9 protein-coding genes are annotated in these 11,867 nt (G+C 72.7%); 3 read left to right on the top strand and 6 right to left on the bottom strand.

The window, feature by feature from the left end:
* The first annotated feature begins 75 nt into the window (after positions 1-75).
* The 3 genes from JEQ17_RS06395 (at position 76) to JEQ17_RS06385 (ending at position 4,123) form a co-directional block, all read left to right on the top strand.
* Positions 76-2,577 carry a SpoIIE family protein phosphatase gene (locus tag JEQ17_RS06395; protein WP_200401338.1) on the top strand — a complete coding sequence of 834 codons (2,502 nt, stop codon included), beginning with the start codon at positions 76-78 and terminating at the stop codon, positions 2,575-2,577.
* A 4-nt stretch (positions 2,578-2,581) separates the two neighbouring features.
* Positions 2,582-3,097 (top strand): metallophosphoesterase family protein, encoded by a 516-nt coding sequence (locus tag JEQ17_RS06390; RefSeq protein WP_200394291.1) that lies wholly within the window; start codon positions 2,582-2,584, stop codon positions 3,095-3,097.
* 87 nt (positions 3,098-3,184) lie between these two features.
* Positions 3,185-4,123 carry an aminoglycoside phosphotransferase family protein gene (locus JEQ17_RS06385; protein WP_234048102.1) on the top strand — a complete coding sequence of 313 codons (939 nt, stop codon included), beginning with the start codon at positions 3,185-3,187 and terminating at the stop codon, positions 4,121-4,123.
* Positions 4,124-4,159: 36 nt separating this feature from the next.
* Here JEQ17_RS06385 and JEQ17_RS06380 read toward each other — a convergent pair whose 3' ends face one another.
* The 6 genes from JEQ17_RS06380 to JEQ17_RS06355 all read right to left on the bottom strand — a co-directional run bounded on the left by JEQ17_RS06380 (position 4,160) and on the right by JEQ17_RS06355 (position 11,719).
* The gene (locus JEQ17_RS06380) at positions 4,160-5,263 is read right to left on the bottom strand and encodes an XdhC family protein (RefSeq protein ID WP_200394290.1); all 1,104 of its coding nucleotides are present in this window, start codon (positions 5,261-5,263) and stop codon (positions 4,160-4,162) included.
* A complete protein-coding gene (locus tag JEQ17_RS06375) occupies positions 5,256-6,437 on the bottom strand; it encodes a vWA domain-containing protein (RefSeq protein WP_407700038.1) in 1,182 nt (393 codons plus the stop codon). The genes JEQ17_RS06380 and JEQ17_RS06375 overlap by 8 nt, the downstream gene beginning before the upstream one ends.
* Before the next feature lie 42 nt (positions 6,438-6,479).
* Positions 6,480-7,337: an AAA family ATPase gene (locus JEQ17_RS06370; RefSeq protein ID WP_200394289.1), complete on the bottom strand. Its 858-nt coding sequence runs from the start codon at positions 7,335-7,337 to the stop codon at positions 6,480-6,482.
* A gap of 610 nt (positions 7,338-7,947) precedes the next feature.
* On the bottom strand, positions 7,948-8,808 hold the full coding sequence (locus JEQ17_RS06365; protein ID WP_200394288.1) for an FAD binding domain-containing protein: 861 nt from the start codon (positions 8,806-8,808) through the stop codon (positions 7,948-7,950).
* A complete protein-coding gene (locus JEQ17_RS06360) occupies positions 8,805-11,216 on the bottom strand; it encodes a xanthine dehydrogenase family protein molybdopterin-binding subunit (protein WP_200394287.1) in 2,412 nt (803 codons plus the stop codon). Before JEQ17_RS06360 ends, JEQ17_RS06365 begins: the two co-directional genes overlap by 4 nt.
* On the bottom strand, positions 11,213-11,719 hold the full coding sequence (locus JEQ17_RS06355; protein ID WP_200394286.1) for a (2Fe-2S)-binding protein: 507 nt from the start codon (positions 11,717-11,719) through the stop codon (positions 11,213-11,215). Before JEQ17_RS06355 ends, JEQ17_RS06360 begins: the two co-directional genes overlap by 4 nt.
* Positions 11,720-11,867 lie beyond the last annotated feature (148 nt).

Below are 11,867 nucleotides of genomic sequence, written 5' to 3'. Positions count from 1 at the left end.
TTCCGGGTCCCGTCCGACCCATGACCTGCCTCCGAACGGTCACAGGGGCTGCGCCGCCGTCCCGGAAGCGCTGTAATTGCGGACGTGGTCAGTGAGGGCGCTGCGGAACGCAGAACGAGAACGCTGCGTACCGAACTTGCCCTCAAGACGCTTCACGCGGACCTCGGGACCCCTGAACGGCTACGGAGCGTGCTCGAACAGGCACTGGTGTTCGGGGGCGCGACGCTCGCCACCGTGTACGCGCCGGGCGACAGCGGTGACCAACTGTGTCTGATCGAGGCGGCGGGCGTACCCCGGTCCCTGTACGGGCTGCGCGACAGCTACCCGCTCTCCGGCGGCTCGCCCGCGGCGGACGCCTACCGGCTCGGCCGGCCCCTGTGGCTCAGCCCCGAGGAACTCGCCGTGCGCCCCGGTGCCCGCCCGATGCCCGCGGGGGACTTCTGGCTGGCCGCCCTGCCGCTGCCCCCGGACCCGCGTGGGGGCGGCTGTCTGATCGCCGTGAACGAGAACCCGGGCGGCTTCGACACCGAGGACCGCACCTGCCTCGAACTGCTCGCCGAAGCCGTCTCCTTCCCGCCCTCCACCGGAACCGCGGACTCCGACGACCTGCCCAGCAGCTCGTTCAGCCTGGCCATGGACACCGGGCGCGTCGAGGTCGACGACGAGATGCTGGAGCTGTTCGGGCTCGCGCCCGAGGAGTTCGACGGCAAGGTCGAGACCCTGCTGGGCATGGCTGTGCCGGAGGATCTGCCCTCGCTGATGTCCGTGGTGGAGTCCGACCACCTGTCCATCGGCGAGCGCGAGCTGGAGTTCCGCATCCTCCAGCCGTCGGGCGACCAGCGGTGGCTCAGGCTGCGCGCGCGACTGCTGCCGGCCGCCGACGGACGCCCCTCCCGGCTGGTGGGCACCGTCGCCGACGCCTCCAAGCTGCGCTCCGGCGGCAACGAGGTCGCCCGCGTCCAGCGCCTCGCCGCGGCCCTCGCCACCGCGGGCACCGTCCACGACGTCAGCCAGGCCGTCGTCACCGCCCTGCGCCGGCCCCTGAAGGCCGACCGGATCGCCCTGGCCGAGCTGGAGGGCGACCGACTCGTCGTCACCGTCCTGGACCCGCCCGAACCGGAGGCCTGGCCCGAGGTCTGGCGCTCCGAGTGGCGCTCGGAGTGGCCCGACGCGCCCGTCCGCACCATGCCGACCCTGGCGGCCGCCCTGCGCGACGGACGCGCGGCCATCTGGCCGGCCGGAACCCCGCTGGAGGCCACGCTCGCCGAGGTCGGCCCCGGCGGCCTCGCCATCCTCCCGCTGCCCGCCGGCGGCAGAATGGCCGGCGCCTGCCTCATCGGCTGGGACACCCCGCACGACTTCGGCCCCGACGAGCGTGCCCTGCTCACCGCCTCCGCCGGCCTCGCGGGCCAGGCCCTGATGCGCGCCCACGCCTTCGACGCCGAACACGAACTCGTCGGCATGCTCCAGCGCACCCTCCTCCCGCGCAGACTGCCGCCCCTGCCGGGCGCGGAGGCCGTGGCCCGCTATCTGCCCACCACGGCGGGCCTGGAGGTCGGCGGCGACTGGTACGACGTGATCCCGCTGCCCGACAGCCATGTCGCACTCGTCATCGGCGACGTCCAGGGGCACAACGCCCAGGCCGCCACCCTCATGGGCCAGATGCGCACCGCTCTACGCGCGTACGCCGTCGAGGGCCACCCGCCGGACGTGGTCGTCTCGCACGCCAACCGGCTGCTCATGGACATGGAGACCGATCTCTTCGCCACCTGCTGCTACGTCGACGTCGACATGGCGGAGGGCACGGCCTGGTGCGTACGCGCCGGACATCTGCCGCCTGTCCTGCGCCACCCGGACGGCACCACCGAGATCGTCGTCACCGAGGGCGGACCACCGCTCGGCGTCATCACCCAGGCCGACTTCCCGATGAGCCCGCTGCCACTGAGGCCAGGCACCATCGTGGCCCTCACCACCGACGGCCTGGTCGAGTCCTCCGAGCTCGACATGGAGGACGGCCTGAACCGGCTGTGCGACGAACTGGCCGCCGCCGACCCCGCCCACCTCGGACTCGTCGCCGACGCCCTGCTCACGGGCGCCAACCGCAGCGACGACGTGGCCCTGCTCCTCATGCGCTACGACGGACTCGACCTGCGGCCGCTGCGCGAGAGCTGGACCGTGTGGCGCGTACCCGAGGCCGTCCGCCACGCCCGCCGCTTCACCCGGCGCACCCTGCGCGTCTGGGGCGTCATGGAGGAGTCCGACGCCATCCTCCTGGTCGTCTCCGAACTCGTCACCAACGCCCTCGTGCACACCGACGGTCAGGTCCGCCTCGATCTCACCCTCATCAACGACCGCCTGCGCATCGCCGTCGCCGACGCCTCACCGCGTTCGCCCATCAAGCCCACCAGCATTGGCTGGGAGGCCACCGGCGGCCGCGGCATCCTCCTCGTCGAGGCCCTCTCCGCGATCTGGGGAACGGTCCCGGTCAGCGGCGGCAAACAGGTGTGGGCCGAGATCGTCGTGACCGAACCGCCCCCCACCGAGCCGCCCGTGACCGAAGAGCCCGCCCTAGGCTGATCGCGTGCGCCTCCTCCTGATGTCCGACACCCACCTCCCCAAGCGCGCCAAGCAACTTCCCGCGCCACTCCTCGCCGAACTCCCGCGCGCCGACGTCGTGATCCACGCGGGCGACTGGGTGGACACCGCCACCCTCGACCTCCTGGAGAGCCGCTCGAACCGGTTCATCGGCGTGTACGGCAACAACGACGGCCCCGAGCTGAGGGCCCGCCTCCCCGAGATCGCCCGGGCCGACCTCGACGGCCTGCGCGTCGGAGTCGTCCACGAGACCGGCGCCGCCCAGGGCCGCGAGGCGCGCTGTGCCACCCGCTTCCCGGACCTCGACGTCCTGGTCTTCGGCCACAGCCACATCCCCTGGGACACCACGGCCCCGACCGGCCTGCGCCTCCTCAACCCGGGCTCGCCCACCGACCGCCGACGCCGGCCGCACTGCACATACATGACGGCGGCGGTGAAGAACGGCGAGCTCACCGACGTACGACTCCACCGGCTGCCGCCCCGAGAACCGGCGGACGGCTGACGGCCCGGCAGAAAATCAGTGGACGGTGCATGTTCCGCCGGATGGGATGGGTCGGCCGCTTCCCGGTCCGCACCCAGGAGTTGACCCTTGTCATCCGGTGACCCGCACGCCCACGACGACGTGACCATCGACGCCGATCTCGTCCGCCGTCTGCTCGCCGTCCAGTTCCCCCAGTGGGCCGAACTCCCGATCTCACCGGTGCCCCGCTCCGGGATGGACAACGCGACGTTCCGGCTCGGCAACGTCCTGTCCGTACGACTGCCCCGCTACCCGCGCTGGGTCGGGCAGGTGGAGCGGGAGCACCGCTGGCTGCCGCTGCTCGCCCCGCGTCTGCCGCTGACGGTGTCCGAACCGCTCGCGGTGGGGGCGCCGGGGGAGGGCTATCCCTTCCCCTGGTCGGTCTACCGGTGGCTGGAGGGCGAGACGGCGACCACCGAGGGGCTCGCCGATCCGGTGCGGGCGGCCGGACAACTGGCCGAGTTCATCACGGAGTTGCGGAAGATCGACGCCACCGACGGTCCAGGACCGCAGTGGAGCAACGCGTTCCGCGGGGTGCCCATGGGCGACGAACGCGACTCGCTGGCCGCCGACGCCGTGGTCCGGCCGAAGATCGCCGAACTGAAGGGCACGGTCGACACCGACGCGGTGACGGCCGTGTGGGAGGCGGCGCTCGCGGCACCGGCCTGGGACGGACCGCCGGTCTGGTTCCACGGCGACCTCGCGACCGGCAACCTGCTGTCCGTCGACGGCCACCTCAGCGCCGTCATCGACTTCGGCACGCTCGGCGTCGGCGACCCCGCCGTCGACGTACTGCCCGCGTGGAAGTTCCTGCCCGACGCGGCACGCGGCACCTTCCGCGAGGCGCTCGGCGACGACGACGCCACCTGGGCACGCGGACGCGGCTGGGCACTCGCCGGATCACTTCCCGTACTCGACGACCCCTTCTTCCAGGAGAACCCGGCCCGAGTGACCACCGCCCTGCGCCACCTCGAAGCGATCATCGCCGACCACCGCGACGAGACCTGACACGAGGACACCCGACCCTCACCGAGTCATGCCGCGTCACCGCACCCGCGGGTGGATCTCCCCGCCCGTCGCCGTCAGCGGGGCACCGCTGCCGCCCCAGCGCAGCGCGACGATCTCGGCGGCGACGGACACGGCCACCTCCTCGGGCGTTCGCGCTCCGAGGTCGAGGCCGACCGGCGAGCGCAGCCGGGCCAGTTCGGCCTCGTCGAGCCCGCCGTCCCGCAGGCGTTTCATCCGGTCGTCGTGCGTACGCCGGCTGCCCATGGCCCCGATGTACGCGGCCGGCCGGCGCAGCGCCTCCTCCAGGAGCGGCACGTCGAACTTGGGGTCGTGGGTGAGGACGCAGATCACCGTGCGCTCGTCGGTCGGGGTGGCGTGCAGATAGCGGTGCGGCCACTCCACGACGACCTCCACACCAGCCGGGAAGCGTTTCGGGGTGGCGAAGACGGGCCGGGCGTCGCACACGGTGACGCGATAGCCGAGGAAGGAGCCGATGCGCGCCACGGCGGCCGCGTAGTCGATCGCCCCGAAGACCAGCATCCGCGGCGGGGGAGCGAAGGAGTGCAGAAAGACCGTCACGGAGTCCTCGCGCCGCTCACCGCGCGGACCGTAGTGCCGCTGCCCCGTGGCGCCCAGGGCCAGTTCGCCCCGCGCGTCGGCGGTCACCGCCACATCCAGACCGGTCGTGCCGAGCGTGCCCGACACCTCGTCCTCCCAGACGGCGAGGGTCGCCCCGCGCCGAGCCGGGCCGTCGATCACCGTCGCCACGGTCACCGGGCGGCCCGCGGCCACCGACTCCGCGACCGCCCCGAAGGACGGATCGAGGGCGGCCGTGACGGGCCGGACGAGGAGGGTGATCTCCCCGCCGCAGGTCAGACCGACGGCGAACGCGTCCTCGTCGCTGTACCCGAACGTCTCCAGCCGTGCCTCGCCCGACTCCACCACGTCCTGGGCCAGCTCGAACACCGCACCCTCGACACAGCCGCCGGACACGCTGCCCACGACCTCGTCACCGGGACCCACGGCCATGGAGGCGCCCGGGTCCCGTGGCGCGCTCCGGCTGACGGCGACGACCGTGGCGAGACCGAAGGGCGACCCCTCCGCGTACCACCGGCCGAGCGCCGGGAGGATCTCACGCATCGCCCGCTCCTCTCACCACCGCCGCCAGACGTTCCAGCGCGGCCAGACTGTGTCCCTCGACGAATGAGTCAACGCTCGGCAGCGCCGCCGCCATACCCGCGGCCAGGGGCGCGTAGCCCGGACGGGCCTTGCGCGGATTGGCCCAGATCACCCGGTGCGCCAGCCGGTGCAAGCGTCGCATCTGGGCCGCGAGCAGCTCGGGATCGCCGCGCTCCCAGCCGTCCGACAGCACGACGACCACCGCGCCGCGCGCCATGCCCCGCTGCCCCCACCGGTCGAGGAAGCCCCGCAGCAGTTCGCCGAGCCGGGTGCCGCCCCGCCAGTCCGGCACGGCCGCCGCGACCGCGGCCAGCGCGGTGTCGGGGTCGCGGTGCGTCAGCTCACGGGTCACCCGGGTCAGCCGTGTACCGATCGTGAACACCTCGGTGCGCGCCCGGCCGCCGCCGTGCGGGGCGGCATGCGCGGCGGCGTGCGCGAACCGCAGCAGCGCGTCCGCGTACGCGGCCATCGAGCCGCTCACGTCCACCAGCAGCACCACCCGGCGCGGCCGCTCGGCCCGCGCCCGCATCCGGGGCGGCGCGGGCTCGCCGCCCCGCCGCAGCACCTCCCGCACGGTGCGCCGCGGATCGACGACCCCGCGCCTGGCCGGCCGCAACCGGGCGGTGCGCCGGAGCTCGCCCCGCAGCGCGAACGCGGCCAGCAGCCGCCGGAGTTGACCCCGCTCGGCGTCGGTGAGCCCGGCGAAGTCGCGGTGCCGCAGCACCTCGGCGGAGCTCGCGAGGACGGCCGTGGGTACGGCGTCCCGCTCGCCCTCGACCCGCGCACGGGGAGCGGGCCCCGCGTCCCGTACGGTCATCCGCAGCCTTGGCGGGGGAGCGGCGCGCAACCTCCGGCCCTCGGACGCCGCGCCCCCGAAATAGGCGGCGAACACCCGGTCGTACCGCTCCAGATCGTCCCGGCTGCCGCACAGGGTCAGCCGCCCCGACCAGTACACGTCGGACCGCATCCCCGGCCGCAGTACGTCGAGCGCGCCGAGGAAGGCCTGTACGCGGTCCGGCCCCGCATCGACCCCGGCGGCACGCAGGGCACGGGCGAAGCCGACCAGGACGGCGGGCACGTCGACGGGCGCCCCGGCGCGGTCCTCCGCGCTGGCCCCGCGCTCCGTCCCGGTCACCTCACGCCCCGCTCCCCGCGCATCCCACACGCCTCACGCATCTCACGCGCCCCGCACCGCGAGCAGCGCCGCCAGATCGAGCCCACGGGCCCGCTCCAGGTCCTCCCGGTACTTCAGCACCGACCCCAGCGTGGAGATCGCCAGCTCCGCGTCGACCTCCGTCGCGCCGAGCGCGTCCAGTGCCTCCGCCCAGTCGATCGTCTCCGCGACCCCCGGCGGCTTCACCAGATCCTCCGTACGCAGCGCCTGTACGAGGCCGGTCACCTGCTCGGCGAGCCGGGCCGTCACACCCGGCAACCGCCTTCGCACGATGGCGAGTTCACGGGCGAAGCCGGGATGGTCGAACCAGTGGTAGAGGCAGCGCCGCTTCAGTGCGTCGTGCACCTCACGGGTCCGGTTCGAGGTGAGGACCACCACGGGCGGCGACTCGGCGCGCAGGGTGCCGAGTTCGGGGACGGTGACCGTGTACTCGGACAGCAGCTCCAGCAGGAACGCCTCGAACTCGTCGTCGGCCCGGTCGATCTCGTCGACGAGCAGCACGCACGGCTGGGTCTCCAGGGCCCGCAGCAGCGGCCGGGCGACCAGGAACCGCCGCCCGTACAGCTCGCCCTCAAGACGGTCCGCGTCGGTGACACCGGCGGCCTCGGCCGCCCGCAGATGCAGCAACTGGCGCGGGAAGTCCCAGTCGTAGAGTGCCTGGGAGGCGTCGATGCCCTCGTAGCACTGGAGGCGGATCAGCGGAGCGTCCAGCGCGGCGGCGAAGGCCGACGCGAGTGAGGTCTTGCCCACGCCCGCGTCGCCCTCGCAGAAGATCGGCCGACGCAGCTTCAGAGCGAGGAAGCACGCGACCGCCAGGCCGTCGTCGACGAGATACCCCGTCGCCTCAAGCCGCTCCCGCACATCCCCGGGCCCTTTCGGCCAGGCGACCCCGCCACCGGGCGGCTCGCCCCCGTCCGGGCCGCCATGGGACGCCCCACGGCCGCCCGGCCGGTCGTCGGAGCACCCGCCGGCGCTCACTTGGCCGTCGGCCAACTCGCCCTGGCCCGAGCCCGACCCGGAACCCGACCCGGAACCCGACCCGGAGCCCGAGCCTGGCCCGGAGCCCGACCTCGGCCCTGGCCCGGAACCCGAGCCTGTACCTGACTCCGACTCCGGCCCTGACTCCGACTCCGGCCCTGACTCCGACTCCGACTCCGGCCCTGACTCCGGCCCCGGCCCTGACTCCGGCCCTGACTCCGACTCCGGCCCTGACTCCGGCCCCGGCCTCGACTCCGGTCCCGACTCCGGCCCGGAACCCGGGCCTGCCCCCGACCTCGACCCCGACCTCGACCCCGGCTCCGAGCCCGGCCCGGAGCCCGAGCCTGCACCCGACTCCGAATCCGACCAGGACCCCGGCCCCGACTCCAGCCCCGGCCCCGGCGCTGGCCCGGAACCCTGGCCTGCACCCGACCCCGGCCCGGACCCCGACCCCGGCCCGGACCCCGACCCGTCCATGCTTGCGATCGGCTTCTCACCCCATCCCTGCCGCGGCCAGCACCGAACGCCGTGTCAGCACTCGTGCCAGGTGTGCTCGGTATGCGGGCGAGGCGGAGGGGTCGCCGGTCGGCCGGGTTCCCTCGGCCGCCGACCGCGCGGCCTCCGCCACACCGTCCGGGCCCACGCCCGCCAGCGCCGCCTCGGTCGCCGAGGCCCGCAGTGGAGTGGACCCCATGTTGCCGAGGCCGATCCGCGCCTCGGCGATGTGCCCGTTGTCGCGACGCACCAGCGCCGCGACGCCGACCACGGCCCAGGCCTGTGCCACCCGGCTGAACTTCTCATAGTGGAAGCCCCAGCCGTCGGCCTCGTCGGTCTTCGGGACCCGAACCTCCATCAGCAACTCGTCCGGCCGCAACGAGGTCTGGAGGTAGTCGAGGAAGAACTCCCTTGCCGGGATGGTCCGTTGGCCGCCGGGCCCCGCCGCGACCAGTTCCGCGTTCAGCGTGAGAGCCACCGCCGGCAGATCACCGGCGGGATCGGCATGGGCGAGCGAGCCGCCGAGGGTGCCCCGATGGCGTATCGCGGGGTCGGCGACCGTCGCCGTGGCCGCCGCGAGAAGGCCCGCGTGACGGCGTACCAGCGGATCCGCGAGGACGTCGTGGTGCGTGGTCAGCGCGCCGATGACGAGCGTGCCGCCGTCCTCGCGCACCCCGCGCAGCCCGGGTATCCGGCCGACGTCCACGACCAGTTCGGGGAAGGCGAGCCGCAACCGCAGCAGCGGCAGCAGGCTCTGCCCGCCCGCCAGTACCTTCGCGTCCTCGCCCGCGTTGCCGAGCGTCCGTACGGCCTCGTCGACGCTCTCGGGCCTGACGTAGTCGAATGCCGGAGGAATCATGACGACCCGGCCTCCTCTCCCGGCCGAGCGGACTGAGCGGATTGCGTGGATTGCGCGGCCTGAAGGGTCTCCCAGACCCGCCCCGGTGAACACGGCATCGCGATGTCCTGGACGCCCAGCGGCCGGAGCGCGTCCACGATCGCGTTGACGACGGCGGGCGTCGAGGCGATCGTCCCGGCCTCGCCGACTCCCTTCACCCCCAAGGGATTCGAGGTGGCGGGCGTCTCCGTGCGACCGGTCGTGAACTCGGGCAGATCCACCGCGGAGGGCACCAGATAGTCGGCCATCGTGCCCGAGACCAGGTTGCCCTCGTCGTCGTACACCGCCTCCTCGTACAGCGCCTGCGCGATGCCCTGGGCGAGCCCGCCGTGCACCTGTCCCTCGACGATCACCGGGTTGATGACCCGGCCGACGTCGTCGACGCAGACGTACGAACGGATCGACGTCCGCCCGGTCTCCGTGTCGACCTCGACCGCGCACAGGTGTGTGCCGTGCGGGTAGGAGAAGTTGTCCGGGTCGACCAGGTGCTCGGCGTTGATGGTCGGTTCCATGCCGTCGGGCAGATCGTGCGAGGAGAACGTCTCGAAGGCGACCTCCTGGATCGTCTTCCGCGCCTCGGGCGACCCCTTCACGGAGAACGCGCCGTCCGTGAACTCCAGGTCCTGCTCGCTGGCCTCCAACAGATGCGCGGCCACCTTCCGAGCCTTGTCGACCACCTTCTGGGCGGCGTGATGGACGGCCGAGCCTCCGACGACGAGCGAGCGCGACCCGTACGTGTCCATGCCCTGCGGCGCAGACCTGGTGTCGCCGTGCACGACCTCGACGTCCTCGAAGGGCACCCCGAGCACATCGGCGGCGATCTGGCTCCAGCAGGTCTCGTGCCCCTGTCCGTGCGGGCTGGTCCCGGTGACCACCTCGACCTTGCCGGTGGGCAGCATACGGATGCTCGCCGCCTCCCAGCCGCCGGCCGCGTACCGCAGATCCCGCAGCACCCGGCTCGGCGCGAGCCCGCACATCTCGGTGTACGTGGACACCCCGATCCCGAGCCGCACGGAGTCGCCGCTCTCGTTCCGCTTGGCCTGTTCGGCGCGCAGCTCGTCGTAGCCGAAGAGGGTGAGCGCCTTGTCGGTGGCGGCCTCGTAGTTGCCGCTGTCGTAGGTCAGCCCGGAGACCGACGTGTACGGGAACTCGTCGTGCCGGATCCAGTTCCGGCGCCGCAACTCCACCGGATCCAGGCCGAGTTCGACGGCCAGCTCGTCCATGATCCGCTCGATGGCGTACGTCGCCTCCGGGCGCCCGGCACCCCGGTACGCGTCCGTGGGCGTGCGCGTCGTGAAGACACCCGTGCACGTGAAGTCGTACGCGTCCATCTTGTAGATCGCCGGATACATGAAGGCGCCCAGGATCGGGATGCCCGGTGTGACGAGCATCAGATAGGCGCCCATGTCGGCGAGCAGGTCGACCTTGAGACCGAGCAGTTTGCCCTCGCGGGTCGCGGCGATCTCGATGTCCTGGACCTGGCCGCGTCCGTGGTGGGTGGCGAGGAAGCCCTCGGAGCGGGACTCGGTCCACTTGACCGGTCGGCCGAGGCGCCGCGCGATGTCGAGGGCGATGACCTCCTCGCCGTACACCTGGAGCTTGGAGCCGAAGCCGCCGCCGACGTCGGGGGCGACCACGCGCAGTTTGTGCTCGGGGACGCCGGTGACCATGGAGAGCATCACCCGCAGGACGTGCGGGACCTGGGTCGCCGAGTACACGGTGTACTCGCCGGAGGCGGCGAGCGGGGTGACGACCACCGCGCGGGGTTCCATGGCGTTGGGGATGAGCCGCTGCTGGAGATAGCGGCGGCGCACGACCACGTCGGCGCGCTGTTTGACCGCTTCGTAGTTCTCGCCGGTGGCCAGTGGCCAGACGAAGCAGCGGTTGGTTCCCTTGTCCGAGTGGACCAGTGGCGCGTCGTCGGCGAGGGCGGCCTCCAGGTCGAGCACCGGGGGCAGTGGCTCGTAGTCGACCTCGATCGCTTCGAGCGCGTCGGCGGCCGCGTACCGGTCGCGGGCCACGACGACCGCCACCGGGTCGCCGGCGTACCGCACCTCGTCGACCGCGACGGACGGATGGTCCGGCAGCACGATGTCCTCGGTCACCGGCCACGCGCACGGCAGCGAGGCCGTGCCCTCCGCGAGGTCGCGGCCGGTGAACGCGGCGATGACACCGGGCCGTTCGAGCGCGGGCGTCACGTCGACACGGTCGATGCGGGCGTGCGCCATCGGGCTGCGCAGGATGGCCAGATGCAGCAGCCCGTTGACGCTGATGTTGTCGGTCCAGTTCGTCTGACCGGTGACCAGCCGGGCGTCCTCCTTGCGGGCACGGGACCGGCCGACCTCGCGCTCGGTGATCTGCTCGCTCATGTCCTCGCCTCCTGGCCGGAAGCCGCGGAAGCCACGTCCGCCTCGGGGGCCCCGGAAGCGGCGAGCACCGCGTGCACGATGTTCTGATAGCCCGTGCACCGGCAGAGATTGCCTTCCAGCGCGTGCCGTACGTCGTCCGCGCTCGGCTGCGGATTCTCGCGGAGCAGATCACGCGCGGCCATGATCATCCCTGGTGTGCAGTACCCGCACTGCAGGGCGTGGCACTCGTGGAACGCCTTCTGCAGGGGATGCCACTCCCCGTTGGTGGCGAGCCCCTGGACGGTGGTCACTTCGCTCCCGTCGGCCTGGACCGTGAGCACCGAGCAGCTCTTGACGGTCTCGCCGTCCAGGTCGACCGTGCAGGCCCCGCAATTGGAGGTGTCGCAGCCAATCGGGGTGCCGGTCAGACCCAGCCGGTCACGCAGATAGTGGATCAGCAGAAGACGGGGTTCCACCTCGTCCTCGTACGTCGTGCCGTCCACCTTCACCGAGATACGGGTCATGTGCCCTCCCAGGGAACCGTGCGAGGGAAATCAGCCACCGGACGTGATGGGCGTCACTCTAGGACCGTGTCCCGGGAGGGGCGAGTGCCGCGACAGGCTTTGTTGAGCGTTAATCCGTTGCTCACGGATGCCAGGGCCTGATGCACTG

Source organism: Streptomyces liliifuscus, from assembly GCF_016598615.1.
In the GTDB taxonomy this organism is placed as follows: Bacteria; Actinomycetota; Actinomycetes; order Streptomycetales; family Streptomycetaceae; genus Streptomyces; species Streptomyces liliifuscus.
This window is presented reverse-complemented; position numbering and strand designations above follow the sequence as displayed.

Excerpts from the sequence above, each read along its gene's own strand:
- JEQ17_RS06360 (WP_200394287.1), bottom strand. The coding sequence starts at position 11,216 with ATGAGCGAGCAGATCACCGAGCGCGAGGTCGGCCGGTCCCGTGCCCGC.
- JEQ17_RS06365 (WP_200394288.1), bottom strand. The coding sequence starts at position 8,808 with ATGATTCCTCCGGCATTCGACTACGTCAGGCCCGAGAGCGTCGACGAG.
- JEQ17_RS06355 (WP_200394286.1), bottom strand. The coding sequence starts at position 11,719 with ATGACCCGTATCTCGGTGAAGGTGGACGGCACGACGTACGAGGACGAG.
- JEQ17_RS06380 (WP_200394290.1), bottom strand. The coding sequence starts at position 5,263 with ATGCGTGAGATCCTCCCGGCGCTCGGCCGGTGGTACGCGGAGGGGTCG.